Below are 26,172 nucleotides of genomic sequence, written 5' to 3'. Positions count from 1 at the left end.
AGTTCCCCGATCCCCGATTAGAACCATCCCTCTTGTTCCAGGGTTTCAATCAGCTGCAAACCTCGCGGGTCGCCTACTCCCAAAAGCGCTGCTTTAGAATCTTCCCGGACTCCTAAATCTTTGTCTTCGGCAAAAGCTTGAATTAAAGCATCAATGGCAGTGGCATAGACTATATTAGAAGGTAGTTCGCGACATAACTGTCCGATCGCCCAAGCACTGTTACTCCGTACTGGTGCTACAGGGTCTTGTACCAAAGCTTCAATTAATGGTGGTATTGCTCCAACCACAGCTTCATAACCAATTTGTGCCATCTGGGCTAAAGAACTCGCAGCCCATAATCTAACTGCGGAAATATCAGTTCTCAGGGCATTTGCTAGGGGTGCTAAACAACGGCGATCGCGGCAATTACCCAATGCCCAAACTACGCCTTTGCGTACATAGCCATTCCAATCTCGGCCTAATTGGTTAATTAACGGTTCTACAGCATCGGGACTAGGGTTGCGTCCGAGTCCATAGGCAGCACTGACCCGCACTAGGGGACAAGTATCAGTGAGCAAGCGAATTAAATGGGGAGTGGCACGTGCATCTTCAATGTCACAGAAAGCACGTGCTGCCAGCATTCTTTGCTGTGGTTGGGGATGCTCTAGTAGCGGTAGCATTTCCTCTGGATCGGGTTTTGGCACTTCTGACTCTGCGGTCAGGGGCCCTATTTTATCTAGAGGACTTTCTAGCTCCACTTCAGCATCAAGTAGGCTGAGGTCGTCTTCGTCATACATACATCAAAAGTACCATTCCCTAATACCACTTACCAATTAATTCAATATTTAAAATTGAAAGTTCAAAAAAATTAGAATTATAAAAGTTTCTTGAGCCACAAAGACTGAGTTTGATAACCCAAGCCACTATAAAGATTTAATGCAGCTTGGTTAGATTGAAACACCTGCAACCCCATTTGCCGATCACCTCTGTTTCTTGCCCAGTCCTCTGCATATCGCATCAAAGCTGTAGCAATACCCCGTCGCCGGTGTTTTGGTACAACATACAGTAAAAAGATGTGAGCATGGCGATCGCCTGTAACTTGGTCAATAGCGTTTCCCATCCAGAGACAGGCTATTGGATGATTGGGTGGTGTGGTGAAATCTTCCCCATCTCCCAATCTTCCCATCTCCCCATCTTCTTCGACCCACCACAAAGGAGTTTGGCTAGAGAAGTATTGTTCTACTGTTTGTGCGAGATGAGAAAAATCTTGGTTAGGAAACATTTCTTGGTAAGTCAATTGCATGAACTTAACAAGTAATGCCCGATCTAGACTGGAGCCATGGCGGATACAGTAACCTGGTAGCAGTTCCACAATTAAAACTTTAGTAGTTGCTCCTATGACAATGAGTTAGGAGAAATTGAAGGAGTAGAGAAAGATACGGAGAAATTATTCTCTTTGTTAGCAAACGTCTCCCCATCACCCCGCCTTCCTGTCTCCCCATTTTCCTCAATGGGTGCAGGTGCTGCCATGTCCGCAGGTAAAAATATACGGGCACTGACTGCCACTAGCGCAATTAAAAATAGCAATACTACGAGTAGGGGGGCAATGTATTGACGAAATATAGCCATTTTTTTAGATATGAAGTTTGACTGAAGATTTATGAAGTTAACATGATTTATTCTAGCGATGTTCCTGATAACTGTTCACTGATTTCATCTGCGATCGCGTTCCAAGTCAGCGATCGCTCTTTCCCAATACCAGCTTTCTGGCATTCCTGGATAATTCTGTCTTGCTTGTGCAACAAGGCGTTCTGCTGCGGCTATGTCGCCGTCTAACATTGCAATTAGCTTGTTTTGGAGACGGCTGTCAGCACCGCGTGGAGTCGTTGGTCTGAGTGTGGGTTGGGTTGTTGACTCGGTTGCAGGTTGGGTTGCAGGCTGTGGTCTATTGCCTTTGATTTGGTTAGACTGCCTACGCAATTCCCAAAATAAAACGTAATAAAGCGTACCAAAAATTACAATTAAACTGAATGTCCCCAAAAAAGTCAGGAGATTAAGTGCAAGAAATCCTAAAACTAACTGGGAAAGCACATAGCCAAGTAGGAGTCCTGTAAATAACAGGATTGTTGTGGCAATAATAATGATTAGTTTTTGCCCCATAAATCTTCTTCCTCATCATCTAGTCCTGGTCTGGGCATTGCTATGGGTTGAGGGTTCCAAGGAGCGAAAACAGGCAACAGAAGTAACCCTGGCACGGCGGCAATGATAGTAATTATGAAAAATGTAGGCCAACCTGTGCTTTTGGCGATCGCGCCAGCTGGGGCTGCCAAAATATCCCGGCTGACAGCCATTAAGCTGGAAAGCAATGCATACTGAGTGGCGGAAAATCGCTGGTTACAAAGACTCATTAAAAAAGCAACAAAGGCAGCTGTTCCCAGTCCACCACAAAAGTTTTCGATGTTAATAGTCAATACTAATAATTGGTAATTTTGAGAAAACTGCGGTTGGGCCAGTATAAAGTAAGCAATGTTACTTAAGGCTTGCAACGCACCAAATACCCATAGGGAACGATTGATACCTATTCTGCTTAAAACAGCACCACCAACAAGGGCGCCCACAATAGTAGCAATTAATCCCATTCCTACCTGTATGGCTCCAATATCAGTTTTAGTGAAGCCAATAGTAAGTAAAAAGGGTGTCGCCATATTACTCAATAAAGCATCACCAAGTTTATATAAGGTAATAAACACCAAAATCAATAAGCCTTGGATTACTCCTTGGCGCTGAAAAAATTCCCCAAATGGTAAAACGACGGCTTCAGCCAAAGAAGCTGGCGGGCTAATTTGTCGTGGTTCTGGCGCAATTAAGACACCAAAAATTCCAAGCACCATTATTCCTGCCATGAACAAATACACTGAAGACCAAGGCATTCGATCAGCCAGTATTAATCCTAAAGAACCAGCAACTAATAGCGCAATACGATAACCTAAAATAAAAACTGCCGCTCCAGCCCCCATTTCTAATTTTGTCAAAACATCCGTACGGTAGGCATCAGCAGCAATATCTTGAGTCGCACTCAAAAAAGCGATGATTATAGCGTTGATGGCTAAAAGCTGTAAGGCTTGTTTGGGTTGTTGAAAAGCCATAAAGGCGATCGCTACTATCAAAGCGATTTGCGTCACAATCAACCAACCCCGCCGCCGACCGAAAAATGGAGGTGTAAACCGATCTAGAAACGGCGACCAAAGAAACTTCAATGAGTAGGGCAGACTAGCGAGGCTAAACCAGCCGATCGCTGCTAAATCAACCTGTTCTTGAGTCATCCAGGCTTTGAGGTTATTCCCAATTAATAATAAGGGCAAACCTGAGGCAAAACCTAGCAATAACAAAGCCGCCATTTTGCGGCTTACAAATAACTTCAGCAGAGATTGGATTTGTCGCACAATATTTTAAGTTCCTTGTATGACTTAATCAGGAATCAGAATTACATCAAGGTTTTTTGGCAATTCTTTAGTTGATTTTGATTAGCGAACACAGATGCACACCGATGTAGACGCCCCTAAGGGCGGCTTCGGTGCAGGGTACACAGATAGATTATCGGTGTTCGATTTTAAAAACAGGATTTTTATCATAGTTTTAATTCACATTAGGCGTGAATTTAATTTACTTTTAATAATGAGAATTTAAGGATAAAATTTTGTATTTCTTTATTGTTAACTATGACTTGTGTACATCTGTGTTTATCCTGATCAGGCATTGAAATATATTGCCATAACTCGTGTGTAATTTCGTGCCAATTTGGCGCGAGGAACATCGCGTCTGTACAATAGTGGTTAGTGGTGAGTTATTGGTTATTAATGATCAATGATCATTTGTCAGTATTTCTTCTCCCCACACTCCACGCCAGTCGCTCTTTGTTGGAAACCAACAAGACCGCGCTGGCTCCCCCACTCCCCACACTCCTCACACTTACTCCATCCCCAATTGATAAACCTGATGTCCTCTAATTTCTACTCCATGTTCAGCAAGGCATTTTGTCCAACCATCGCGAGTACCAATATTACTTTTGTCTTTGAGTAATCCTAATTCAACTTCTTTTTGAGTGAGTTGATAAAATTCTTCATATAGATAATAATTAGGAGTCACAAATGTTTCTTTGCGGTGGAGTATGGGTGGATTGGCTCTGTTGGCATAGTCTCTGTGAGTGATGTATAAAGTTTTTAAATCAATCACAACACTTGCTTTTAAGGCTGGATGAGGGTCAGTATCAAATTCTGGGTAAAGCAAATAAGAAATTTGCGATTTCTCAGTATCAAATTTGATCAGCGTTGCATCATCAACACGTCCGATTGTACGACTAGCACAACCTTCATAAATTCGCAGCAAAGCATCCATTTCACACAAAGCAGACACATGAACGTATAAAGCGCCACGAGTACGTTTACCAATTTTACTTTTTTCACAAGCAGCTTTTACTACCCCTGGTTTTCCTAAGCTAAACAGCTTGGCGTCAGCAACTTCACAAGCTTCTTCGTAGGAACCAAAAAAAGCCTTGATATCATGACGCATTTCTGGGGCTAGCTTGTGCCATGAGGGACGACCCTCAAAATGAGTCAAAGCCAGGTAAACTTGAATATCAAGAGAACGACGGTAAGCGATCGCATCCCATTCTTCCTCATTGGTAGCTTGCAAAACCACCGCAAAAGCCCGGCGGAAGTTACCAAATTCTTTGAGTAATTCCTGTTCGTTTTCCAATTCACCTTTGACTGGTAGTCTCCCACGCTTGGTATAAAAATTCATCAACGGCTGAAGCATTTCTTGGTAGTCTTCAAACCGCTTGGTGGGGATGCGGACTCTGGGTGTGGAGGTTTTGGAAAAGAAGCGTAGGGCTTTATATGCTTCTTTTTCAGCTTCATCTTGAAACACAAAGTAAATGCCCAGTGCTACAGGCACAGCATCGACGTTCAGTGTTTCATCAATGTATTTTTTTAACTCATCTTGCTGGTAATATTTCTGAAATGTGTTGTGGCGAGTGACAACGCCGTCGCCATAAGGTATGAGATTGCGACTAGGAGCGTTAACTAGGACTTGAGCAGCAACAATTAATACTTTCCGGGTAAGTGACCAAGCTTCTGCGAGGGCTTGACGACGTTCCTCGGGGTCTTCAATCACATTGAGGACATAACCTAAATTGACAATATCAGCAGGAATGCGATCGCGATCGGGAAAATAGTAAGGATCCCAACCTGCACTAGTGTAGCCTAAATTTGCCAGGCGATCGACATCACCACCATAGCCACAGCCATAGTCAAAAAACGTGGTATCTTTGTTGAGGATTGACCACTCTATTGCCAATCGCACAGGGCGAGACAAGTCAATACGAAAAATTGCTGCTCTGTGACGTTCAATTTCTACGTAGCTCTCGGACATAAGAGCAAATAGGAGTTTGGTAATTGGTAATTGGTAATTGGTAATTGGTTAGAGTTTTCCCATTACCTATTACCCATTACCGATTACCATATGCTTTCAATTCTTCGTCGCTAATTCAATCAAATCTTCAATTTTCTTGATATTTGGATCACCAGCTAAATATCCAATACCACGATGTAAATGCAGACGGAACTGTGTAGCCAGGGTTTCTTTGTCAGTACCTAAACCGTCATTGTAGCAACGTTGTTTTAGTGCTAGCAGCAAAATATCAGACATTTCCCCACCAAACACGCGCCAACTCATTTCGAGGTTACTATCTTGGGGAATTGGTACTGGAGAAGGTGCAGTTGGTTCGGCGAGGGAACGACAAAACGCCCAGCGACATAGGATATTCCATTGGTCGATTTTTGTCAGACGTTTGAGTTTGGTGAGTTGGTCTTTGGCTGTTTGAGATAATTTGATGCGTTCGATAGGGGTTTCCATAATATTTTGATTAGTCTGCACAAGGCGACTTTGCTTGTGTTATTGCGAATTATATTCGTCTACAAGATTGTATATTGTTGGCTAGTGGTTCAGCTGTCAAAACTTGTGTGTTGTTGGTTATTGTTAGTTGGTGGTTAGTAGTTAGTGGTTAGTAATTATTCCCCTACTCCCCACACTCCCCAATCTCCGATCGCTTTCATTACCAAAAATAACCCGGTTGTACAGTCGTCTGACGTGTAGATGAGTCGTATTTGAGAAGATACTCACGCGCGATCGCTTCGTTTTTTCTCAGTGTTTCTACTTCTTTTTTGCCAATTTCTGTATCGGTGGAAAGTAAAATTACTTGATGGGAAGCACAGGGAAAATAACGTTCAACTAAGTTACTGCGGTGCGAAGAATCTAATCTTCCCAGTGGTGTATCAATCGCGACTGGTAAACGACGACCAGAGATTCGTGCTAGTCCCCACAGAAAAGCGATCGCCAAAAGTTGTTTTTCCCCTGCGGAAAGCCGATGCTTGGGAACTGGTTTACCTTGTAAGTCATACAAAGATAAGCTAAAAGTATTGGTATCAATGGCGATGCGATGCACTAAATCTGATTTGTGCAGCAGATAGCGAAAACATTCAGTGACTTCATTTTCTAATTTATTCAATTTTCTCAAAGTCAAGCGTTCCCGGAATAACTTCAGCGTTTCTTGAACTCTGGCAGAAGCGGTAATAATATGTTCTCTATTCTTGCGATCGATAGTTTGTTCTGTATATTCTTTTAAGTTCTTTTTAGCCTTTTCAATACCTGCTTCTAATTCAACCAAACGACGACGCGCTGTTTCGCAATTAGCTTTAGCTTCAGTCACTTGTTTTTGGGCTTTTTGCATAGTATCACGCAGGCGATCGTATGCTTCTGGTGATGCTGCTGTCTGTATTTGTCTTTCAATAGTGAGAATTTCTTCTTCTTTATTTTTCAGAGAAGCTAGTAGTTGTTTAGCAGAGATTTTAGCATTGTGTAAGTAATAAATCACATTACCCAGTTGACTTAAAGCTTCATCATCAGCTAATAACCAAGGTTGTTCTGGAAGAGCAGATGAATTTCGCCTGTATTCATCTTCTTCTAAAAATACTTTGATTTTATTTAAACTTTCTTTAGCAATATCTAACTTTCCAATTAAATCCAATAAACGTTGATCTCGCTCTAACAAAATATCTTGTACTATTTGTGCTTGGCGTGCGTGAAATTCTTTTTCTCCTTGTGTTTGTACCTGCGTGAGTAACGGTTGAATTAACACAAGTGGTAAAACATTGCTAGCCAATTGAGTCATTTTTTGGCGAATTTGCTCAGCTTCTGCTGTTTTTTCTTGTTTTTGTTTATCTAAATAGCTTCTTTCTGCCGCAATTTTTCCTCCTTCAGAAATAAATTTATTCTCAGCTTCTTGATATTGCTGTTCAAATAATTTTAATTCTTCTTGTAAATTTGCATAACTTAATTTATTAACTTCAAACTCTTCTTGTATCTGCTTTAACTCATTTTCAATATCTTCTAAATTTGCCAAATCATCTTTTTCGGCAATTTCCTTGCGTTTACGATTGACTAAAATTTCTATATCAACTGCTAAACGTTCAGCCAATTCTAATCCTAAAAGAGCGCGAATTGCATCTACTACAAGAGATGGTGGTACTTCTTGTTCTGCTAGCTCTTTAACTTGTTCTCCATCAAATAGAAATAAATTAGAAATTCCTAAAGGCAAAATATTTTCAATATAATCATCCCAAGTATTAACTAAAGCCTCAATAGACCATGTATCATCATCCCCAAAAATTCCTAAAGAATCTTTGCCCTCTTTAGGATTTTTTTCCCAAGCTCTGACGATTTTATATTTGACTGGTTTATCATTTTCAATATGTTCAAAAACTAATTCAACACGAGTTTGTTCATGAGGTGAAGCCTTACTATTAACGCACTGAGTCAAAAAATCAGCATAACTTAAATTTCCACGAGTAGAACATTCAGCACGATGTCCATAAAGTGCAAGGCGAATGGCGTCCATGAGTGTAGTTTTACCGCCTCCATTCATTCCGCCTAAAAGAAGAATTGGACGAGTACAATCGTTCAGTTTTGGGTCAAGTTTTATTACCTGACGCCCATTGTAGGGGCCAAAATTTTGCAGAACAAGTTCCAGAAAAATCATAGCGATATTTTATATTTAATTCTCATACAAATAAGTAAATTCACGTTGGATTTAGATCCCCGACTGGGGATCTAGGCGGTAATTTTTACTTCTGTTGATCTCAAGAGGTTGTTTCCCTATTTTGAAACTTCATACTCGCCCAAGTCTTAGGTTTAGCAGCAGAAGACGCATCTGTTATTTCTTCTTTTACAACATCACCCAAAGTTAGCTGCTTCACCTTCGCCACATCACCTTGATTAACTGCTGCTTTTAAATCTCTTTTCAAGTAAGCATTTTTAACTGCTTCCTCAAGGGAGCGAGAACTAGTTTCAAAACATTTCTCTAGCGCATCGTATATTCCTGTGCGGCGGGCTTTTTTACGAAATTGACGTTCTGTATCTAATAATTTTGCCATTAATTCTAAGTGCATGGCGTCACCTTCACAGATTTCTTCTAGCACTGCCCATTCATCACTACCCAAGAGACTATAATCAGCACCAGGGCGTGGGTCTTGAAATTCTTCTCCTGTCACTTCTTTATATATGCGGGGTAAACTATCATCAAATTCGTGTCTTTCTTCTAGCCAAATGCGACGAATTTCGCTCATCTCTTCTAGGGTAATTAAAGTGATATCGCGCATGTTTTCTGGCGCTGTGCTACGGAGTTGTTGTTGAAGCCTCAGGAGTTTTCTGAGCCAGTCTTCCCGTGCTTCTTTAATATATGGACCAGGAATAGGTTCTACCGAAATTGTTTCATCTAAGTTACGTTCATAAAGTTGCACATCACCATTTCTACGGCGAAAATCTCGACGATCGCGGTTTATTGGTGCATCTAATTCTTTACGGAAATCAAGTAGAGGTTGTAACCACTCTTTTTCTTCATCATTTTGAATCATTGCAGCCATTGATTTATCCTGGCTTACCAGCGTACAGACCCAGCAACCAAAACGAGAAGCTCCACAACTAGGTGTAGATGTATCAACAACTAAGGGACATTCATTATCAGCGCTAGCACCTCTGTACATTGCAAATAAATCCTTGTTACTGCATCCCCAAGGATTTTCCCACTGCATTAGATAAAGCCAAACTTCATCATTTCGCCAATCTTCAATAGGGCTATAAACTAGAGAATTTGGCAAGTTCATGTTCGGACTGAGGTGATCGCGTACTCGTTTTGCTTCCCACTGTTTCATCCTATAAGCACGTTTTGTACTTTCAGCTTTGCGAGTACCTAAAACCAGAATAGCTTCACCGTTATCGCGGATCACATCACGAATAAAGCGGTTAGATGGCTTAATTTTCAGACGTTCTGTACACCAACGGAATTTTCCTTTTGGTGCTGGATAACCTTTACCGATTAAACCTACCCAGAATGTTTCTTTAAATTCTGGCTGTAATAAATGTGGTTCAAATGGCAAGTTTTGTTCTTGAGTAGCCAATTTCATCTGTTTGAGGGAATTGCGCACCCAAAGAGAAACATAAGGATTTTCTACTAGCGTGTCTGTTGTAATAACGTGAATGGTCTTTGTTCGCTTGGAGGGTGGAAGGGCTGCGATCGCATTCCAAACAAGTTGCAGTACGCACGAACTATCTTTTCCACCTGAATAGCCCACAACCCAGGGTATTTCGTCTAAGCAATACAATTGCTGTATTTCAGTGGTGAGAGCTTGGACATCTTCTACCAATTCTGCTACAGTACGCGGTTGCTGACTTTTGTTTTCTGGCTGTTGTGCGATGACCATTTCTCCTTTCCTCTGAACTCCACCTTCAATATCTCCCCACCAGCGAGCAGGTAAAAACCTTTAAGGTTTTTAAAAACTTTATCAGTAAATCCAATTTTTGTACAAAAATAATCTGGACTATTATTTAAGGTGTTAAAAATTAACATGAATACAAATGCAGCTAAGCTGACTGCTGACATCAAAAATGGAGATATCGAACTAGATAATAAAGATAAACAAGCACTAGCAATTCTGCTAGAAAAATTCACAAATCAGAAAAACTATATTCTAGTTCAAAAAACCGAAATGGGTGGTAACGAAGCTTATATAGGCTCTGTTACCTTAGAATGGTTTGCACAGCGGGTTCACTTTGCTTCTGCTTTACCACTGCTGCAACAAAAATATAATCCTCACACAGATAATATTGAAATTGATGCTGAGAGTATTGACGAAATTCAACAGCGTCCTCTTGATTGGTCGCGTCAATTACCTCTAGCTCAGTATCTAGCATCTCGTAAAAATCATAAGTTTCCTCCGGTACTGGTGGTAATTAATCAACCTTGGGTGGATAATCCCAAGGCTACCGAATGGAATAATCACGCGATCGCTCTAAAATCTACCACAGTTTTTACACCATTAGATCAAGAAGGTAATGTTGGTCTGCTTAGTATTGCTGAGAAAGATGTCACCATTTATGCACTGGACGGTCAACATCGACTCATGGGGGTACAGGGGTTAATGGAGTTGCTACAAACTGGTAAACTTCAACGTTACAAGAAAGATAAAACTCCTGACGACACTTGTATTACAGTAGATGATTTAATAGAGCAGTACAATGTTCAGCCAGCTGATCTGCAAAGTTTACCCAAAGAAAAAATCGGTATTGAGTTTATCTGTGCGGTTGAGAAAGGAGAAACTCGCGAACAAGCAAGACGACGGGTGAGATCGATCTTTGTTCATGTCAATTTGATGGCTGCACCTTTGACTAAAGGTCAACTAGCACAGTTGAATGAAGATGATGGTTTTTCGATTGTTGCAAGAAAAATTGCTGTGATCCATCCGCTTTTGGAACAGCGTGAGGGTCGAAAACCTCGTGTAAATTGGAACAGTGCTACAGTTGCAGCTAAATCAACAGTTTTGACAACACTACAAGCTCTTACAGATATGTCTGAGCGATATTTAGGGCAAAAATTTCCCCATTGGAAACCCTTAGACAAAGGTTTGATTCCTATTCGTCCAGAGGACGAGGAACTTGAGAAGGGACTACAGGAGTTTCACAAGCTGTTTGATTATTTAGCAAGCCTACCCAGTTATAAGATTTTAGAAGATGAAGATACACCAGCTTTGCGACGCTTCAGCTTTGAAAAGGATGGAGGCGAAGGAAATATGCTTTTCCGTCCTGTTGCTCAAGTAGCTTTAGCACAAGCTTTGGGTATCCTGGTTTTCCGAAAAGGATTCAACCTGGAAGATATTTTTAAAAAGCTACGAAAATTTGACCAGCAAGGCGGTTTTAGTGGGATGGAATATCCGCAATCTCTGTGGTATGGCGTTTTGTACGATCCAAATAAAAAGCGAGTGCAGGTGGCTGGAAGGGATTTGGCGGCGAAGTTATTGATTTATATTTTGGGTGGAATTCAAGATCAGATGGAACTTGCTGGACTTCGTAAGGATTTGGCTAATGCTAGAACAATTGAGAATAAAACTGTGGGTTTCGATGGTAAGTTTGTTGAACCCAAGGCTGTAGGACTTCCAAGGATTATATCTTAAATCTAATTAGTGATGGCTTAAACCACTGGCAAATGCTTCGGCTACAGTAATTTGAATAGCCCTACTGCTGTTATGGATGCAGTTAGAATTGGAAAAGCCGGATTAGGATGGATATAAATATTTGTTGTTTAGCAGAAATAAAATTAAGGCAGGAATTTGCTTAAATCAAATTCCTCGTCTTGCTGCTCGTTATTTATTCGTTCATAACTCAGCAATAATAAAATTCTTTCTGAATAGTCTACTGCTCCACGTAACTCACTTTGTAGAATTTCTAATCCTCCATTCGCATATTCTTCAAAAATATGGTTGCGTTGAGCTTCGTATTCTTCTTCATTAGTTGATAGGATTTTGATGTCTTGAGTTTCGGTAACTCCTAGTAATTTAATTACCCAATCATTACCAAAATACTCTAGTCTGATTGGTGACGGTTCTCTTTTAGAAATTTCGCCTAAAGGTACTCGCTTTTTATGCTTTGCACCCAAAGCAGCAGCAAACACAACTACATCAGCAAAGGTTTGAAAAGGTCCCGTACCACCATCTGCCGATGTTAAAGCCTTTACCAATTCAGCTTTATCTTTTGCAACTCTAATTCTCCCAGTTTCAGCCATTGTTTTGATATCTAGTTTGTTGCAATTTTAACTGAAATACAAATAGAATGCGATATCAAACCCCGCCAGCAGCAAACAATGGTGACTGTTTACGGGAAGAGACAAGCAGGACAGGGGAGAGAGTGTAGGCTGTATAGGCGTAACTTCGTATTACTTATCATTCAAATCTCTCTGCATTCCCGTGTCCCTACCTCCCTTGCATTTGCGCATCTCTACATTTTTTTTGACAAAGGCTTGACTGGTGATGATTTATATAGTATATATGTACTATAAGAATTTACTCTTGCATAAAAATCTACCAAAAATAAAAACTGTTTTGCCAATAGGAGAGCAAATTATAGATGAAGCTATCGAAACTGGACTTGGGTAATGTAGTAGCGATCGCTCACTCTCAGGGACATTTACAGTTATTACTTGATTTAGGTAATGAGTTAGAGTTTATAGAAATTCCTGCACCAGTCGCAGCCTTTGAAGGACTGCAACATTTAAACGAAATCGTTGCGGAAGCGAAAGATTTGCCTGCATATGAGCAATCAATTCCAATGTTGCCAATGAATTCATCAATGGCGAATGCTATAGGCTATGACAGCGACAGAAATATTTTACAGATTGAGTTTCACAACGGTGCTGTATATCAATATTCAGACATAGACCAAGATACTTGGCAAGATTTGCATCAAGCTGATTCTATTGGTAAATTTTTCAATGAAAATGTGAGAGGTAAATATCAGTATGAACGTATAGATGATGATTATTGCTGATCATTACCTCATTTAAATGTTCCTGGTGCTTCTGGCTAATTGCTGATAGTGAATTACTGTTGGCGATTAGCCTTTACTTTTTTTAATGTTAGTAGTTGATATTTCAATACTCACAACTTCCTCAAATTCTTTCTTTAAATTTAAGATCAAAACCTATCTATTTCCGATCTCTGGTCATACCTCTATCGGCAATAAATTTGATAAACAGAAAGATTACAAGCTGAGGGTTGATAAATCATGACTAAAACTATTTTTAATTTAACATTGCCAGTAGTTGTCAGCTGTATAGAGGATGTTTTAGAAACTTATCCTCATCATCCTTATCAGCAAGCTTTCTCTATTCCCGATCTCCGCCAAGAACTAATTGCACATGTTCTTAGTCAAGTCTCCAATTGCTATGTGGTTGCTGAAGAAGGTCAACAACCATGTCTGAACTTAGGGTCTTTGATGTGTTCGCTCAAAGACAAGTATTGCATAGAAGATTTAATCCACCAAGGTATTGAGAACATTATGTACAAGCGGGAAAAACAGTTAAGTTTACAAATACCCGAAGAAGTTGACCCTGGTTTAGCTCCTTCACACTGGTTTGGTTAGACTTATCTGCTTTGCTGCATAAAGTCAACAGCCCAAAGAAAAGAGAAATTTTTCGTCCAAAAAATTTACCCACTTTGACAAAGGTAGTAGTAAACTACTAACCATTTACGACCAAAATTTTGGAAACCGAAAAATCTCTCACTATGGCTTGTTCTGCCACTTTAAGTCAACTCATAGATATTCTTGCAGCTAAAGGAGCTAATTTATCGGATGCAGCCTTAGCAAAATTAAGTCATGGTATACAAACAGACACCCGTATTCTCAAACCGGGTGAAGTTTTTTTAGCTTTACGCGGTGAAAAGTTTGATGGACACGAATTTGTGCCAATGGCGATCGCCAAAGGTGCGTTAGCAGCAATTGTTGATTTTGCCTACCCAAATCCGCAGTTTCCCGTACTACAGGTAAAAGACACTCTCCAGGCTTATCAAAAAATTGGTAGATGGTGGCGCGATCGCTTTGAGATCCCGGTAATTGGAGTCACTGGTTCTGTAGGTAAAACCACTACAAAAGAACTAATCGCCGCAGTTCTAGCAACTCAAGGAAAGGTTCACAAGACTCATGCTAATTTCAACAACGAAATTGGTGTCCCCAAAACTCTATTGGAGTTGAATGCAGAACATGATTTCGCCGTGGTAGAAATGGCGATGCGGGGTAAGGGACAAATTGCTGAACTCACACAAATAGCACGTCCGACAATTGGCGTCATTACCAACGTCGGGACAGCGCATATAGAATTACTCGGTTCCGAAGCAGCGATCGCTGCTGCTAAGTGTGAGTTATTGGCGCAAATGCCCAAAGATAGTGTGGCAATTCTCAACTATGACAATCCCTTGTTAATTGAAACAGCAGCAAAAGTCTGGTCAGGAAAGGTAATAACTTTCGGCTTCACTGGTGGAGACATTCAAGGAGAGTTAATTGATAACAATACCTTGGCAGTTGCAGATATGCAATTACCTCTACCAATGCCCGGTCGTCACATCGCCGCTAACTACATGGCAGCTTTGGCAGTGGCGCAGGTATTAGATATTGATTGGTCATGCCTGAAATCTGGGGTAACAGTAGATATGCCAACTGGGCGATCGCAACGGTTCGCATTACCCAATGATGTGGTAATCTTAGATGAGACTTATAATGCTGCACCAGAAGCTATGCTAGCAGCATTAAATTTATTAGCACAAACCCCAGGCAAACGACACATCGCTGTGTTGGGTGCAATGAAAGAATTAGGAGAGCGATCGCGCCAATTGCATCAACGAGTCGGCGAAACTGTGCAGAAATTGAATTTAGATGCTTTGTTAGTTTTAGTTGATGGACAAGACGCCGAAGCGATCGCTACTAGTGCCAAAGGTGTCCCCTCCGAGTGTTTTACAACTCATGCAGATTTGACGGCTAGATTGAAAACGTTAATCAAGGAAGGCGATCGCATTCTTTTTAAAGCAGCGCATTCCGTAGGACTAGATCGGGTTGTGAGTCAATTGCGCGCCGAATTTTCCAATTCTTAGAAATATGACTGTAACATTCGCTATTTACAAGAGAAATTAATATTTTTTAGGGATGGACAATAAAAACCGTCCCTAAATCAAATATGAATCTACTTCAACAGTATCATCAAAGCTTATTCACAATAAATTCAGAAAATTTAGATTATACATATTTGCAGAATGATTTTATCTTATCCTGAAACAATAAAACAATTTCTTGGCGTTCTTGGCGTCATGGCGGTTAATTTTTCATACCTACTTTATCCAATGTCGTGAATTTTCTATACCTCAAGTTAGATAATGTTTTTTTGAAAAATTTTTATTATCAATTGTTGCAAATTCTACCTTTTTCCCGGAAAATAGAGCAATTGCCAAGAGGTCAATGGGGTAATTAAGAACGACTCTGGATAATTCTTCAATCAATTTTGTGTAGAATTGAACAACAAAAAATAGTTAAGAGTTATGAATAGTGAGTCATATTCTTAACTCCTAACTATTAATGTCTAATTGTATGAGCAGCATCCATCCACTTTTAGAAACCCAACGTTTAATCCTCCGAGATTTTGTAGAATCAGATTTGCCAGCAGTACACGCCTACGCTGCTGATCTAGAAGTTGTTCGCTATTTGCCATTCGGTCCTAATAGCGAAGAAGAGACTCAAAACTATTTGCATACAGAGATTAAAATGCGGCGGAAGAAAATACGTGAGCATTTTGCATTTGCGATCGCATTAAAAGCAGATAAACAAGTCATCGGTTCCTGTCGCATTTCCATCACTGATCGCACCAAGCAAGAAGGTTCGATAGGATACTGCTTGGCTAGGGAATTTTGGGGACAAGGCTATGCAACGGAAGTAGCACAGAAGTTATTAGAGTTTGGTTTTAAGCAACTAAGTCTACACCGCATTTTTGCACTTTGTCATCCCAAAAATAAAGCTTCGATGCGAGTTTTAATTAAAATTGGGATGCGACAGGAGGGTTATCTGCGAGAGTACGAATGGAGTAAAGGAGAATGGCAAGATAGGTTACTATTTGCCATGTTGGATCGGGAAATGATGCAGATGCAATTTCTCAGTATGGAGGCGGAAAAAGTGTAGGATGAATTTTGTTCTCTTACAACAATAAAAGAGGCGATTGTCGCCCCTTGAACGCAAAACCTCACCCCGCCGCCCTATCGGGTACCCCTCTCCGAACTCGCGGAGAGGGGCTGTTCTTGTGAGGTCTAAATTTAACAACCCCTACTTAATTTGTTGCCCCAGAAGCAGCAAGTTCTGCTAGGCGTTCTTGCTGGTCTTGAGAGATACAAGACTGAATCAGTTGTTCTAAATCACCTTCTAGAACTGGGCTGAGGGAGAAGTTTTGACCAAGACGATGGTCAGTAACTCGGTTATCTTTATAATTGTAAGTGCGGATTTTTTCGGAACGTGACCCTGTACCTACTTGCGATCGCCGCATAGAAGTTACTGCTTCTTGTTGTTCGCGTAACTTCATTTCATACAGCTTTGCCCGCAAAATCTGCATCGCCCGTTCTTTGTTTTGTAACTGGCTGCGTTCTTCAGTACAAAAAATCCGAATTCCCGTTGGTTTGTGGAACAAGTCAACAGCAGTTTCTACTTTGTTGACGTTTTGCCCACCAGCACCACCGGATCGTGCTGTAGTCATTTCAATATCTTTGGGATCAATGTGGACTTCCACATCATCGACTTCTGGCATTACCGCCACCGTGGCTGTGGAAGTGTGAACTCTCCCTCCCGCCTCAGTGACTGGTACACGCTGAACACGATGCACCCCAGCTTCAAATTTTAATTTGCTGTAAACATTATCTCCCTGAATTTCCAGGATTGCTTCTTTGAAGCCACCCATCTCTGCCAGGGATTCACTGACTAACTTGACTCGCCAACCTTGAGTGTCAGCATAGCGGGAATACATGCGTACTAGATCCCCTGCCCAGATACTGGCCTCTTCACCGCCAGTCCCTGCCCGAATTTCCAACATGATATTTTTATCATCGTTGGGGTCGCGGGGTAGCAGCAATATCTTTAGGCGGTTTTCTAAGTATTCTATTTTCTCTTCTAATTCTTGAACTTCCAGGGCTGCCATTTCTTGCAGTTCGGCATCTCCCTGAGATTCTTTCAGTATTTGCCGCGCCCCTATTAGTTCTTCTTGGGCTGTTTTCCAAGTTTCATAGGTATTAACTACTTCTTCTAACCCTGAGCGCGCCTTTGCCACTTTCTGATACTCATCAGGATTTTTGGCGGTATCGGGATCAGCAAGACGACGGGTTAATTCATTAAAAGTTTGTTCAACAGATCTAAGTTTCTCCAGTAAGTATTGTTCTGCCATGATGAGTGCGATCGCTCCTTAAAATAACCAAGTTGGCCTGAGCATTTATGACAAGCGACCCAGCAGATGCAGGGTCGTCATTACCAGCAACAGAGCCAACCCGCTACTTTTTCTTTTTGCCGCCAGAAGCTTGATCGCCCTTCATGCCATACTTGCGCATGAAGCGCTCAACACGACCTTCAGTGTCAATAATCTTTTGAGTGCCGGTGTAGAAGGGGTGGTTTCCAGACCAAACATCTACGTGCAGTTCTGGCTTGGTGGAGCCGACGGTCATTACAACCTGACCGTTGCAGTAAACTTTAGCTTCTGGATACCACTCAGGATGAATACCAGGTTTAGCCATTGTTCCTTTTGTGGTGAATATACTACAATTATAGCTTTGATGTTTGATTAGGAATAGGCAATGGAAGGGAGACAAGGGGGACGACTTGGAGGAGCATAAACACCAATACCCGATCCCCGATCACCAATTCCTTACCGCTTCGAGTACTGAGGTGCTTTGCGAGCTTTGTGCAAGCCGTACTTTTTCCGTTCTTTGGCACGGGGATCGCGGGTGAGATAGCCTTCAACCTTTAGAGGTGAGCGATTATCAGGATCAAGTTGGCATAAAGCACGAGCCACTCCTAAACGAATTGAATTGGCTTGGCCAGTCAAGCCACCGCCTTCGGCTTTCACCAAAATATCATATTCGTTTTCCAGTCCTAAAGTTTCCAGAGGTGCTTTGATGCCTCCGAGATAATTAGGATTGAATTGGAAATACAAATCTCCAGGTCTGCCATTGACAATCAATTGTCCAGTACCTGGAACTAGGCGTACTCGTGCGACCGCAGACTTACGACGACCAGTACCCCAGTACATAGCGCGACCGCTAGTGTTATCTGTTGCTTGCATTAATCTTGTTCTCCTGGAATAGTATTAATTTTCAGCTCTTTTGGTTTTTGAGCATCATGGGGATGAGTTGGCCCTGCATATACTTTTAATTTAGTGAACAACTGCCGTCCCAAGCTATTTTTCGGTAGCATTCCTTTGACAGCCTGTTCAATAATGCGTTCAGGTAAACGTCCTTGGAGTTTGGCAAAAGTTTCCGTTTTCATCCCGCCAGGACGACCGGAGTGACGACGGTAAATCTTTTGGGTACGCTTTTTACCAGTTACGGCTACTTTATCGGCATTGACTACTATTACGAAGTCACCTGTATCCATGTGAGGCGTATAGTGAGGTTTATTTTTGCCTCGTAGGACCATAGCAATTTCGCTAGCTAGGCGTCCAAGACGCTTGTCGGTAGCGTCTACGACGTACCAATCACGCGTTATGGAATCAGTAGGAGGAAGATATGTTTTGTTCATCGTTAATTGTTGATTGTTGATTGTTGGTTGTTGATTGTTGGTGATTGAATGACAAAAAGTGGCTGAGTGTCAAACCAGACTGTTTTGGGAAAGGGAAAATCTGGATAACCGACTCGCAATAAGCATAAGCCGTGGGCAGGTGCAGCATATTTTACTTCTTCCCGGCGTTCATTTTTCCAGAGATCAGTAAAGCTAGCAAGCGATCGCTCTCCTGTTCCTACCTGCACCAACATTCCTACTAACAGCCGCATCATTCCATACAAAAATCCATTGGCTTGTATTTCTATGTGGAGAAACGGCCCATTTCGATAACACTCTACTGCTTGCACCTCGACCCAAGAATGCTTACGTGCTGAGTTGCTACGGTGAAATGCAGCTAAATGATGATGTCCGAGTAACGGTTTTAATGCTGCCTGAATTAAAAATTCATCTAGGGGTGCATGGTAGTAATGCCAACTGAAGCGCCTCACAAACAAGTTCGGCTGTTCTCCAGTGTATATAGTGTAGCGATAACGCCGATACACTGCGCTAAAGCGAGCGTGCCAAGTTTCGCTGACACTTGCTGAAGCTAAAATTAATATGTCTTCGGGCAGGTAACTATTCAGAATGGTTGCCCATTTGTGAGCTGGAATTTTACCAGTCGCATCAAAATGAGCTACTTGAGCTGCGGCGTGGACTCCGCTATCAGTACGTCCCGCTCCGTGTAGTGTAACAGAATAACCTAGTAAATTGGCTAAAACTTTCTCTACTTCTTCCTGTACACTACGGTGATGTGGTTGCCTCTGCCAGCCATGAAAATGAGTGCCCAGGTATTGAATTACCAGGGCGACTCGTTGTTTTGGTGTAGGCTGGTGGCTTTCTAACATAGAATCAACTCAAGGCTGAAGTGTGAAGTATGAAGTATAAAATCTAATTTTTTACCTTCTGCCTCCAGCATAGCTGCCTTCTTTATACTAGTTCAATGATTGCCATCTCAGCATTATCACCACGACGAGGCACGGTATGTAGGATACGAGTATAGCCGCCTTGACGATTACCGTAACGAGTGGGAGCTTGCTCAAATAGAGCATGAACTAATTGTTTATCATAAATGTAGCCAAGGGCTTGACGGCGTGCCGACAGGGAACCGTTTTTAGCTAAAGTGATCATTTTATCTACTTCGGCTCTCACTACCTTAGCTCGCTGTAGGGTGGTGGTAATTCGACCATGACGAATTAACTCAGTGGTGAGCGCACGCAACAGGGCGCGACGTTGATCAGCTGGTTTGCTGAGTTTTTTGACACGACAACGATGACGCATAACTATGAACCATTTAAAGATAACGCTTACTAAGAAAGTTATTAGTTAGTCCATGGTCTAATCATTAATTGACTCTTGACTACTGACAAATGACTAACCGTGTTTAGAAGACCGTTCAGTTGGTAGGGTAATGCCCAAGCGTCGCTGTAGTGCTTCAACGACTTCTTCCGCTGACTTCTGACCAAAGTTTTTAATTTCCAATAGGTCTTCTTGGGTATAATCCAACAAATCTGCTACCGAGTTAACTTGCGCCCGCTTGAGACAGTTATAAGCTCTTACAGAAAGCTGCAACTCTTCAATCGGAATTTGAGCGGTAGGATCATCTGGGATATCAGAATCTGTATCTGTTTGTCTGATATCAATATCTTTTAAGGGATTGAATAAGTCTACCAAAATTCCGGCTGCGGAAGAGAGAGCTTCTTGAGGGCTAAGACTGCCATTCGTCCAAACTTCTAGAAGCAATCTATCTCTTGGCATTCCGTTATCGCCACGAGTCTCTTCAACACTGTAGTTAACTTTTCTGACTGGCATAAATACCGAGTCAATTTGCAGGAAATCTAGAGATGTGGCTTCTTCACGACCTCTTTCTACGGTGCGATACCCTTTGCCTTTTTCAATCCGAAATTCCATTTCTAGCTTTCCCCCTTCGGCAAGGGTAGCTATGTACTGGGTCGGATCTATGACTTCTACTTCACTCGGTAAATCGAAGTGTGCTGATGTGACTGTAGCCGGACCGTTGACGAGTAAACGACCTATTTGGGGTTGAGAGGAATAACTTTTGAGAATTACTTCCTTCATTCTCATGAGGATTTCTAGTACATCCTCTCTGACACCAGGAACGGTGGCAAATTCATGTGTTACTCCTGCAATTCGTACTGCTGTCACAGCCGTACCTTCTAAATTTGACAACAATACCCGTCTAAGGGCGTTGCCAACGGTTGTTCCTTGACCCCGTTCTAGAGGTTCTAGGATAAATTTACTGTAGTGGCTCCGACTTTCCTCTGTACTAGACTCTACACATTCAATTTGAAACTGCGCCACGGAGTAGCCTCCCTTGCTCTAAGGTCTTAGTAGTAGACAGAATATAGACTACCTACAAATTTGGATTTTTGCCTTGTGTTTGAGGTTGAGCAAACTAAATACTTTGCTTAATGAGCAATTAAGTTTAATACTCTACCAACTTACAGGCGCTACTATTTTTTAGGTTTTCCGAAGTTTAGCAGCCCTCTGTACCAACTAGGGCTTACGAACTTCGGACGGCCACTATACGTGTGAGGGAAACAGGTAAGTTTAACAGTTATTCAGTTATCAATGATTAATTAATTGCTGTTCACTGTTCACTGGTTACTGTCAACTGACTATCTTTACCACCCAAAAAGTCGTATTTAGACTCGACGGCGTTTGGGAGGGCGGCAGCCGTTGTGAGGAATTGGGGTAATATCTCGAATGAGCGTTATTTCGAGTCCTGCTCCTTGCAGCGCCCGGATGGCTGTTTCCCGACCTGCTCCTGGCCCACTCACCATTACCTCAATTTGGCGCATCCCCTGATCGATCGCTCGGCGTGCTGCACTTTCAGCTGCGGTCTGAGCTGCAAAGGGAGTTCCTTTTTTTGCTCCTTTAAAACCGCTAGAACCAGCACTTGCCCAAGAGATCACATCTCCGTTTTGATCGGTAATGGTGACAATGCTATTGTTGAAAGTAGATTGGATGTAAGCAACACCATTTGGTACGTTGCGTTTCTGTTTTTTGCTCCCGGTCTTTTTGCTTGGTTGTCGCGCCATATGGTTGTGATTCGATGAATGTAAAACTTGCTAACAGCAAGCGTTGCCAAAAATTTATTTCCCTGGTGCTTTCTTCTTACCAGCGACTGTTTGTCGTCTTCCCCGTCGGGTGCGGGCATTGGTGCGAGTTCTCTGTCCTCTCACTGGTAAGCCCATGCGATGACGACGCCCTCTGTATGTACCAATATCAATTAGGCGCTTGATGTTCATCGCTTCCCAGCGCCTCAAGTCACCTTCGACTTGATAGTTTTCTTCTACTTCTCCCCGTAGAGCTGCTACATCAGCATCACTGAGATCCTTGACACGAGTATCAGGATTTACACCCGTAGCCTTTAAAATCTCCTGCGATCGCGATAGACCAATTCCATAAATATAAGTTAGACCGATTTCAACACGCTTATCGCGTGGTAGGTCTACTCCGGCAATACGTGCCACAACAATTGTCTCCCTAATTTGCTTGCTAGTGATGTAAGTTAGTGTTTAACGATGGTACCAAGTCTTAAAAGTTGTACCTTAATTCCCTTTAACCTTGGCGCTGTTTATGCTTCGGATTGGAACAGATCACCATAACGCGACCCCGACGGCGGATCACGTTACACTTTTCACACATTTTTTTGACTGAGGCTCTGACTTTCATGCTTGCTAATTGACTCCAAATATTAAATTATAGCATTTTTTTGATAAATGTTCAGTTAAATTACAGGAAGAAAACTTATTGTTTTGAACGTGTGGTATATTAACTTACATAGAGCTATTTCTTCCGTAATCGATAAGTAATTCTACCTTTGGTCAAGTCGTAGGGAGTTAGCTCCACCTTGACGCGATCGCCAGGTAAAATTTTGATATAGTTACGGCGAATCTTGCCAGAGATATGAGCTAAGACGTTGAAGCCATTGTCTAAATCAACGCGAAACATAGCATTGGGCAATGACTCAGTAACTGTACCTTCCATTTCAATCAAATCTTGCTTAGACAATTTATTTTTCCCTCAATTCAACACTTCTTTATTCATTTACAGCCATTTCATAGTCTGGAAATGAACATATTTTTAGAAAAATATCAACATTTTATTAATATATCTTATCCAAGTTTTACATGTATCTGCTTAGGTAATGGGTAATTGTTAGTGGTTGCTGGTTGGTGGTTAGTTGTTGTTTGTCTACTACTCCCCACACTCCACCCTTACGGGAAGCCGAAGAAGGTGGGTCTACACACTCCTCAATACCCAATACCCAACCCCTTTTTTGGTTTGTTGATTCAGGAGGCTATAGCCTTTTTCAGTTCGGCGGTGACTTCTTCTAGGGACTGATTGCCGTTGATAGTGATCAATTGGTGGCGATCGCCATAGTAGTCAATCAAGGGAGCAGTTTCAGAGCGGTATACTTCCAAGCGACGGCGAATTACCTCTTCTGTATCATCAGCACGCCCTCGTTGTAGCAGACGATCAACAACCACATCATCTGGCACATCTAAATTGACTACTCTTTCCCCTTGCTGTTCAAGTTTTTGCAGTAATTCTCCCAGAAAAGCTGCTTGTTTTACAGTCCGAGGAAAGCCATCCAAAATCCAACCTGACTTGGTATCCGGTTTACAGAGGCGTTCTTCCACCATTTCCTGTACAAGCTGGTCGGGAACTAGCTCACCCCTATCCATATAACTCTGAGCTTTTATACCCAAAGGAGTTTGCTCTTTCAATGCTTGCCGTAAGATGTCACCCGTGGAAATATGGGGTATATCACAGTCATGGGCCAATGCTTTAGCTTGAGTTCCTTTACCAGCACCCGGCGGTCCCAAGAAGATTAATCGTGTCACTATTACTTCACCATTCCTTCATAGCGCTGAGAGATCACATAAGTTTGGACTTGTTTAGCTGTTTCAATCGCCACACCTACTAGAATCAGCAAAGAGGTAGCACCCAAACCTCTAAAAGTTGGTACTCCTAAAGCAGTTTCTACAGCGGTGGGGATGATCGCAATTAAGCCCAAAAAGATAGCACCCAAAAAAGTTAGTCGATTCAAAATGCGCTCTATATACTCACTAGTGGCTTTACCAGGACGTATTCCAGGAATACTAGAACCCATTTTCTTCAGGTTCTGGGCCACATCAACTGGGTTTACTATCAAAGATGAATAGAAGTAGCTAAAAAAGATAATTGAAACTAGGTAAACAAGGGCATAGACCCAAGACTGAGATCCACCAGGACTGAGATAGGTGTTGATGATATTTGCTAGTTCTGGATTTTTGGTGAAATTAGCTATAAACAGTGGCAAACTGAGGATTGCAGCTGCAAAAATGATTGGCATAACTCCACCTTGGTTAAGACGTAAGGGGAGATAGCTACGCTGCTCAGCAAAAATGCGCCGACCGACTTGGCGACGAGCGGAAATAATTGGAATACGGCGAATTGCTTCCTGAACAAAGACGATACCAACAATTGTGAATAGAAACACTAGAACCAATACAATTACTGGACCAACTCTTTCTCGAACTATCTCTTGACCACTACCTTGGATATAAGCAATGGTATCGCTCAGGGATTTAGGTAGCGTTGCCACAATGTTGACAAAAATTAACAAAGATGCTCCGTTACCAACGCCGCGCTCTGTAATTACTTCTGATGCCCACATTACAAACATCGAACCAGCTACAAGAGCAACAGCTGTCTCAATAACGAAAACGGGACCAAAATTCAAGGCAAAAGGTCTTAACCAAAATGCGGCCAAGAAAACACTTTGTAAAATTGCCCAACCTAAAGATACATAGCGGGTAATTTGCGAAATCCTCCGCCTTCCTGCTTCCCCTTCGTTTTTTTGTAAATTTTCTAAATATGGAATCGCAGCAGTGAGCAATTGGATGATAATCGAAGCATTGATATAAGGCAGAATACCTAAGGCAAAGACTCCCAATGCAGAAAGACCGCCTCCGGAGAATATATCCAAAAAGCTGAATACCTGATTATTACTATTAATTGCTGCGGCAAATGCCTGTCGATCAATTCCTGGTATAGGTATATGTATACCTAGACGAATCAAAATGAGAATACCGACAGTAACAAGCAGCCGACCTCTTAATCCGGCGGCTTGCGCCATCTGCATAAAAGTTTCTTGAGCGGTTGGGGGTTTATCTCGACTGATCATAGAGGGCTACCTTATGAAGTATGAAGTATGAAGTCAGAAGTGTGAAGAATGTGGAAGTGTGAAGCACGAAATTTGAAGTATTAAGTTTTTCATCTTTTATCCTTCATTCTTCATCCTACCCTGTGGAAAGCCGCCCTATAGGGCGTCTACAACCTTCACACAACTTCACAACTTCCGCCTGCTGCCTCAATTTTGCTACGAGCTGTACCTGTAAAAGCTGCGGCCTTCACTTTGAGCGGAACATTTAATTCCCCATCTCCCAAAATTTTCAATGGCCCCTTGGCAGCAGTCAGAATACCTGCTTCTTGTAAAGAAGTCAAAGTAACTTCTGTGTTAGCTGGAAGTGAGGCTAGCTTCTCTACATTAATCGTAGTGTAATTTTTACGGTTAACTAAAGGAAAGCCTTTCAGCTTGGGTATACGACGGTACAATGGCTGTTGACCACCTTCAAAACCGGGTCTGGTACTGCCACCAGAGCGAGCTTTTTGACCCCGCATACCTTTACCAGCACTTGCGCCTTGACCAGCAGAGACACCTCTACCTAAACGCCGACCGCGTTTTTTAGATCCTTTTTGGGGGCGAACATCGTTGAGTCTCATAAGCAATAAACTAAGCAAAAGTTGTTTTTTGTCATTTGTCATTTGCTAAGGACAAATGACTTTTTAGATGTAAAGATTCTCCACAGTAATACCCCTATCCTCGGCTACCTCAGAGAAGGTACGTAAGGTAGTGAGGGCATTGATCGCAGCTCTGGCATTATTTAGCGGATTGTTGGAACCAAGTTGCTTAGCTAAAACATTACGCACACCTGCCAACTCTAGTACGGTACGAACCGCACCACCAGCAATTACACCGGTACCAGGAGCTGCTGGTCGCATAATTACTTTTGCACCACCGCCAGTACCATCAATGGGATGAGGTATAGAGTTGGATTTTGTAATAGGAATCTCAATCAGATGTTTTTTACCATCGGCTACACCTTTTTTCACCGCACCAATTACATCTGAGGCTTTACCTACTCCTACACCAACTTGACCACGTTCATTGCCAACAACTACGATCGCGCGGAAGCTGAGTTTTTTACCACCTTTGACTACCTTACTGACACGTCGGATCTGAATGACCCGCTCTTGCCAGTTAGTTTCTTCTTTTTTAACGCGGTTAGTTTTACGACGATTTGTTGCCATTGTCTAATTTCCTTTGTCATTTATTTATCATTTGTCATTTGTCATTTATCATTTGTTGTTTGTTGTTTTTTGTTGGAAGCAACCAACTACTAACCA

Annotated in this window: 30 protein-coding genes; 5 read left to right on the top strand and 25 right to left on the bottom strand. The window is 41.9% G+C overall.

Going from position 1 to position 26,172, the window contains the following annotated elements:
• Positions 1-17 precede the first annotated feature (17 nt).
• The 9 genes from UYK_RS0102380 to dndC all read right to left on the bottom strand — a co-directional run bounded on the left by UYK_RS0102380 (position 18) and on the right by dndC (position 9,794).
• A complete protein-coding gene (locus UYK_RS0102380) occupies positions 18-776 on the bottom strand; it encodes a HEAT repeat domain-containing protein (RefSeq protein WP_016870842.1) in 759 nt (252 codons plus the stop codon).
• A 77-nt stretch (positions 777-853) separates the two neighbouring features.
• On the bottom strand, positions 854-1,351 hold the full coding sequence (locus UYK_RS0102375) for a GNAT family N-acetyltransferase (RefSeq protein WP_009455581.1): 498 nt from the start codon (positions 1,349-1,351) through the stop codon (positions 854-856).
• Positions 1,352-1,374: 23 nt separating this feature from the next.
• Positions 1,375-1,608, bottom strand: coding sequence for a hypothetical protein (locus tag UYK_RS0102370; RefSeq protein WP_016870841.1), 234 nt, complete (start codon positions 1,606-1,608; stop codon positions 1,375-1,377).
• Positions 1,609-1,692: 84 nt separating this feature from the next.
• Positions 1,693-2,139 (bottom strand): hypothetical protein, encoded by a 447-nt coding sequence (locus UYK_RS0102365; protein WP_009455577.1) that lies wholly within the window; start codon positions 2,137-2,139, stop codon positions 1,693-1,695.
• The gene (locus tag UYK_RS0102360; RefSeq protein ID WP_009455575.1) at positions 2,124-3,422 is read right to left on the bottom strand and encodes an AmpG family muropeptide MFS transporter; all 1,299 of its coding nucleotides are present in this window, start codon (positions 3,420-3,422) and stop codon (positions 2,124-2,126) included. Before UYK_RS0102360 ends, UYK_RS0102365 begins: the two co-directional genes overlap by 16 nt.
• 526 nt (positions 3,423-3,948) lie before the next feature.
• Positions 3,949-5,409, bottom strand: a complete 1,461-nt coding sequence (locus tag UYK_RS0102355) for a DNA phosphorothioation-associated putative methyltransferase (protein ID WP_009455573.1) — start codon at positions 5,407-5,409, stop codon at positions 3,949-3,951.
• Positions 5,410-5,505: 96 nt separating this feature from the next.
• Positions 5,506-5,892 (bottom strand): DNA sulfur modification protein DndE, encoded by a 387-nt coding sequence (dndE, locus tag UYK_RS0102350; RefSeq protein ID WP_009455571.1) that lies wholly within the window; start codon positions 5,890-5,892, stop codon positions 5,506-5,508.
• A 199-nt stretch (positions 5,893-6,091) separates the two neighbouring features.
• Complete coding sequence (gene dndD, locus UYK_RS0102345; protein ID WP_009455570.1) at positions 6,092-8,074, bottom strand: DNA sulfur modification protein DndD; 1,983 nt, start codon at positions 8,072-8,074, stop codon at positions 6,092-6,094.
• 100 nt (positions 8,075-8,174) lie between these two features.
• Positions 8,175-9,794: a DNA phosphorothioation system sulfurtransferase DndC gene (gene dndC / locus UYK_RS0102340; RefSeq protein ID WP_016870839.1), complete on the bottom strand. Its 1,620-nt coding sequence runs from the start codon at positions 9,792-9,794 to the stop codon at positions 8,175-8,177.
• Positions 9,795-9,938: 144 nt separating this feature from the next.
• Here dndC and UYK_RS0102335 point away from each other — a divergent pair, with 144 nt between their 5' ends.
• Entirely contained in the window at positions 9,939-11,540 is a 1,602-nt protein-coding gene (locus tag UYK_RS0102335) for a DGQHR domain-containing protein (protein ID WP_009455568.1), read from the top strand.
• Between the two features lie 143 nt (positions 11,541-11,683).
• Here the strand turns inward: UYK_RS0102335 and UYK_RS0102330 are convergent, their stop codons facing one another.
• Positions 11,684-12,148 carry a DNA phosphorothioation-associated protein 4 gene (locus tag UYK_RS0102330; protein WP_009455567.1) on the bottom strand — a complete coding sequence of 155 codons (465 nt, stop codon included), beginning with the start codon at positions 12,146-12,148 and terminating at the stop codon, positions 11,684-11,686.
• A 341-nt stretch (positions 12,149-12,489) separates the two neighbouring features.
• On the opposite strand from UYK_RS0102330, the gene UYK_RS0102325 reads away from it, so the two are divergent.
• The 4 genes from UYK_RS0102325 to UYK_RS0102310 all read left to right on the top strand — a co-directional run bounded on the left by UYK_RS0102325 (position 12,490) and on the right by UYK_RS0102310 (position 16,080).
• Positions 12,490-12,909 carry a KTSC domain-containing protein gene (locus tag UYK_RS0102325; RefSeq protein ID WP_009455564.1) on the top strand — a complete coding sequence of 140 codons (420 nt, stop codon included), beginning with the start codon at positions 12,490-12,492 and terminating at the stop codon, positions 12,907-12,909.
• A gap of 237 nt (positions 12,910-13,146) precedes the next feature.
• Entirely contained in the window at positions 13,147-13,503 is a 357-nt protein-coding gene (locus UYK_RS0102320; protein ID WP_009455563.1) for a hypothetical protein, read from the top strand.
• A gap of 143 nt (positions 13,504-13,646) precedes the next feature.
• Positions 13,647-15,005 carry a UDP-N-acetylmuramoyl-tripeptide--D-alanyl-D-alanine ligase gene (locus tag UYK_RS0102315; protein WP_009455562.1) on the top strand — a complete coding sequence of 453 codons (1,359 nt, stop codon included), beginning with the start codon at positions 13,647-13,649 and terminating at the stop codon, positions 15,003-15,005.
• A gap of 490 nt (positions 15,006-15,495) precedes the next feature.
• Positions 15,496-16,080: a GNAT family N-acetyltransferase gene (locus UYK_RS0102310; RefSeq protein ID WP_016870838.1), complete on the top strand. Its 585-nt coding sequence runs from the start codon at positions 15,496-15,498 to the stop codon at positions 16,078-16,080.
• Between the two features lie 145 nt (positions 16,081-16,225).
• Here UYK_RS0102310 and prfA read toward each other — a convergent pair whose 3' ends face one another.
• From prfA to rpsE, 15 genes are all read right to left on the bottom strand, one after another.
• A complete protein-coding gene (gene prfA, locus UYK_RS0102305; protein WP_009455560.1) occupies positions 16,226-17,326 on the bottom strand; it encodes a peptide chain release factor 1 in 1,101 nt (366 codons plus the stop codon).
• A 103-nt stretch (positions 17,327-17,429) separates the two neighbouring features.
• A complete protein-coding gene (gene rpmE / locus UYK_RS0102300) occupies positions 17,430-17,669 on the bottom strand; it encodes a 50S ribosomal protein L31 (protein WP_009455559.1) in 240 nt (79 codons plus the stop codon).
• A 131-nt stretch (positions 17,670-17,800) separates the two neighbouring features.
• On the bottom strand, positions 17,801-18,217 hold the full coding sequence (rpsI, locus tag UYK_RS0102295; protein WP_009455558.1) for a 30S ribosomal protein S9: 417 nt from the start codon (positions 18,215-18,217) through the stop codon (positions 17,801-17,803).
• Positions 18,217-18,672: a 50S ribosomal protein L13 gene (rplM, locus tag UYK_RS0102290; protein ID WP_009455557.1), complete on the bottom strand. Its 456-nt coding sequence runs from the start codon at positions 18,670-18,672 to the stop codon at positions 18,217-18,219. Before rplM ends, rpsI begins: the two co-directional genes overlap by 1 nt.
• A gap of 2 nt (positions 18,673-18,674) precedes the next feature.
• On the bottom strand, positions 18,675-19,538 hold the full coding sequence (truA, locus tag UYK_RS0102285) for a tRNA pseudouridine(38-40) synthase TruA (RefSeq protein WP_009455556.1): 864 nt from the start codon (positions 19,536-19,538) through the stop codon (positions 18,675-18,677).
• Positions 19,539-19,620: 82 nt separating this feature from the next.
• Positions 19,621-19,971: a 50S ribosomal protein L17 gene (gene rplQ / locus UYK_RS0102280; RefSeq protein WP_009455555.1), complete on the bottom strand. Its 351-nt coding sequence runs from the start codon at positions 19,969-19,971 to the stop codon at positions 19,621-19,623.
• Positions 19,972-20,064: 93 nt separating this feature from the next.
• A complete protein-coding gene (locus tag UYK_RS0102275; protein WP_009455553.1) occupies positions 20,065-21,012 on the bottom strand; it encodes a DNA-directed RNA polymerase subunit alpha in 948 nt (315 codons plus the stop codon).
• 344 nt (positions 21,013-21,356) lie between these two features.
• On the bottom strand, positions 21,357-21,752 hold the full coding sequence (gene rpsK, locus UYK_RS0102270; RefSeq protein WP_009455552.1) for a 30S ribosomal protein S11: 396 nt from the start codon (positions 21,750-21,752) through the stop codon (positions 21,357-21,359).
• Between the two features lie 54 nt (positions 21,753-21,806).
• Positions 21,807-22,187, bottom strand: a complete 381-nt coding sequence (gene rpsM, locus UYK_RS0102265; protein WP_009455551.1) for a 30S ribosomal protein S13 — start codon at positions 22,185-22,187, stop codon at positions 21,807-21,809.
• An 88-nt stretch (positions 22,188-22,275) separates the two neighbouring features.
• Positions 22,276-22,389: a 50S ribosomal protein L36 gene (gene rpmJ / locus UYK_RS24750; RefSeq protein WP_071588098.1), complete on the bottom strand. Its 114-nt coding sequence runs from the start codon at positions 22,387-22,389 to the stop codon at positions 22,276-22,278.
• A gap of 114 nt (positions 22,390-22,503) precedes the next feature.
• Positions 22,504-22,728: a translation initiation factor IF-1 gene (gene infA / locus UYK_RS0102260; protein WP_006276978.1), complete on the bottom strand. Its 225-nt coding sequence runs from the start codon at positions 22,726-22,728 to the stop codon at positions 22,504-22,506.
• 281 nt (positions 22,729-23,009) lie between these two features.
• Positions 23,010-23,564: an adenylate kinase gene (locus tag UYK_RS0102255; RefSeq protein WP_009455546.1), complete on the bottom strand. Its 555-nt coding sequence runs from the start codon at positions 23,562-23,564 to the stop codon at positions 23,010-23,012.
• Positions 23,565-23,566: 2 nt separating this feature from the next.
• Positions 23,567-24,889, bottom strand: coding sequence for a preprotein translocase subunit SecY (gene secY, locus UYK_RS0102250; protein WP_009455545.1), 1,323 nt, complete (start codon positions 24,887-24,889; stop codon positions 23,567-23,569).
• A gap of 155 nt (positions 24,890-25,044) precedes the next feature.
• On the bottom strand, positions 25,045-25,488 hold the full coding sequence (gene rplO / locus UYK_RS0102245) for a 50S ribosomal protein L15 (protein WP_026086338.1): 444 nt from the start codon (positions 25,486-25,488) through the stop codon (positions 25,045-25,047).
• Between the two features lie 63 nt (positions 25,489-25,551).
• A complete protein-coding gene (gene rpsE, locus UYK_RS0102240) occupies positions 25,552-26,076 on the bottom strand; it encodes a 30S ribosomal protein S5 (protein WP_009455542.1) in 525 nt (174 codons plus the stop codon).
• Between the last annotated feature and the right edge of the window lie 96 nt (positions 26,077-26,172).

Source organism: Fischerella thermalis PCC 7521 (assembly GCF_000317225.1).
GTDB classification, from domain to species: domain Bacteria; phylum Cyanobacteriota; class Cyanobacteriia; order Cyanobacteriales; family Nostocaceae; genus Fischerella; species Fischerella thermalis.
This window is presented reverse-complemented; position numbering and strand designations above follow the sequence as displayed.

Bases quoted from the DNA above. Each gene is read 5' to 3' on its own strand.
- rplQ (WP_009455555.1), bottom strand. From the start codon at position 19,971: ATGCGTCATCGTTGTCGTGTCAAAAAACTCAGCAAACCAGCTGATCAA.
- UYK_RS0102315 (WP_009455562.1), top strand. From the start codon at position 13,647: ATGGCTTGTTCTGCCACTTTAAGTCAACTCATAGATATTCTTGCAGCT.
- UYK_RS0102380 (WP_016870842.1), bottom strand. From the start codon at position 776: ATGTATGACGAAGACGACCTCAGCCTACTTGATGCTGAAGTGGAGCTA.
- secY (WP_009455545.1), bottom strand. From the start codon at position 24,889: ATGATCAGTCGAGATAAACCCCCAACCGCTCAAGAAACTTTTATGCAG.
- prfA (WP_009455560.1), bottom strand. From the start codon at position 17,326: ATGGCAGAACAATACTTACTGGAGAAACTTAGATCTGTTGAACAAACT.
- dndC (WP_016870839.1), bottom strand. From the start codon at position 9,794: ATGGTCATCGCACAACAGCCAGAAAACAAAAGTCAGCAACCGCGTACT.
- rpmE (WP_009455559.1), bottom strand. From the start codon at position 17,669: ATGGCTAAACCTGGTATTCATCCTGAGTGGTATCCAGAAGCTAAAGTT.
- rplO (WP_026086338.1), bottom strand. From the start codon at position 25,488: ATGAGACTCAACGATGTTCGCCCCCAAAAAGGATCTAAAAAACGCGGT.
- UYK_RS0102320 (WP_009455563.1), top strand. From the start codon at position 13,147: ATGACTAAAACTATTTTTAATTTAACATTGCCAGTAGTTGTCAGCTGT.
- rpsI (WP_009455558.1), bottom strand. From the start codon at position 18,217: ATGCAAGCAACAGATAACACTAGCGGTCGCGCTATGTACTGGGGTACT.
- UYK_RS0102310 (WP_016870838.1), top strand. From the start codon at position 15,496: ATGAGCAGCATCCATCCACTTTTAGAAACCCAACGTTTAATCCTCCGA.
- UYK_RS0102330 (WP_009455567.1), bottom strand. From the start codon at position 12,148: ATGGCTGAAACTGGGAGAATTAGAGTTGCAAAAGATAAAGCTGAATTG.
- rpmJ (WP_071588098.1), bottom strand. From the start codon at position 22,389: ATGAAAGTCAGAGCCTCAGTCAAAAAAATGTGTGAAAAGTGTAACGTG.
- rpsE (WP_009455542.1), bottom strand. From the start codon at position 26,076: ATGGCAACAAATCGTCGTAAAACTAACCGCGTTAAAAAAGAAGAAACT.
- UYK_RS0102355 (WP_009455573.1), bottom strand. From the start codon at position 5,409: ATGTCCGAGAGCTACGTAGAAATTGAACGTCACAGAGCAGCAATTTTT.
- UYK_RS0102325 (WP_009455564.1), top strand. From the start codon at position 12,490: ATGAAGCTATCGAAACTGGACTTGGGTAATGTAGTAGCGATCGCTCAC.
- rplM (WP_009455557.1), bottom strand. From the start codon at position 18,672: ATGAACAAAACATATCTTCCTCCTACTGATTCCATAACGCGTGATTGG.
- rpsK (WP_009455552.1), bottom strand. From the start codon at position 21,752: ATGGCGCGACAACCAAGCAAAAAGACCGGGAGCAAAAAACAGAAACGC.
- dndE (WP_009455571.1), bottom strand. From the start codon at position 5,892: ATGGAAACCCCTATCGAACGCATCAAATTATCTCAAACAGCCAAAGAC.
- dndD (WP_009455570.1), bottom strand. From the start codon at position 8,074: ATGATTTTTCTGGAACTTGTTCTGCAAAATTTTGGCCCCTACAATGGG.
- truA (WP_009455556.1), bottom strand. From the start codon at position 19,538: ATGTTAGAAAGCCACCAGCCTACACCAAAACAACGAGTCGCCCTGGTA.
- UYK_RS0102365 (WP_009455577.1), bottom strand. From the start codon at position 2,139: ATGGGGCAAAAACTAATCATTATTATTGCCACAACAATCCTGTTATTT.
- UYK_RS0102335 (WP_009455568.1), top strand. From the start codon at position 9,939: ATGAATACAAATGCAGCTAAGCTGACTGCTGACATCAAAAATGGAGAT.
- UYK_RS0102370 (WP_016870841.1), bottom strand. From the start codon at position 1,608: ATGGCTATATTTCGTCAATACATTGCCCCCCTACTCGTAGTATTGCTA.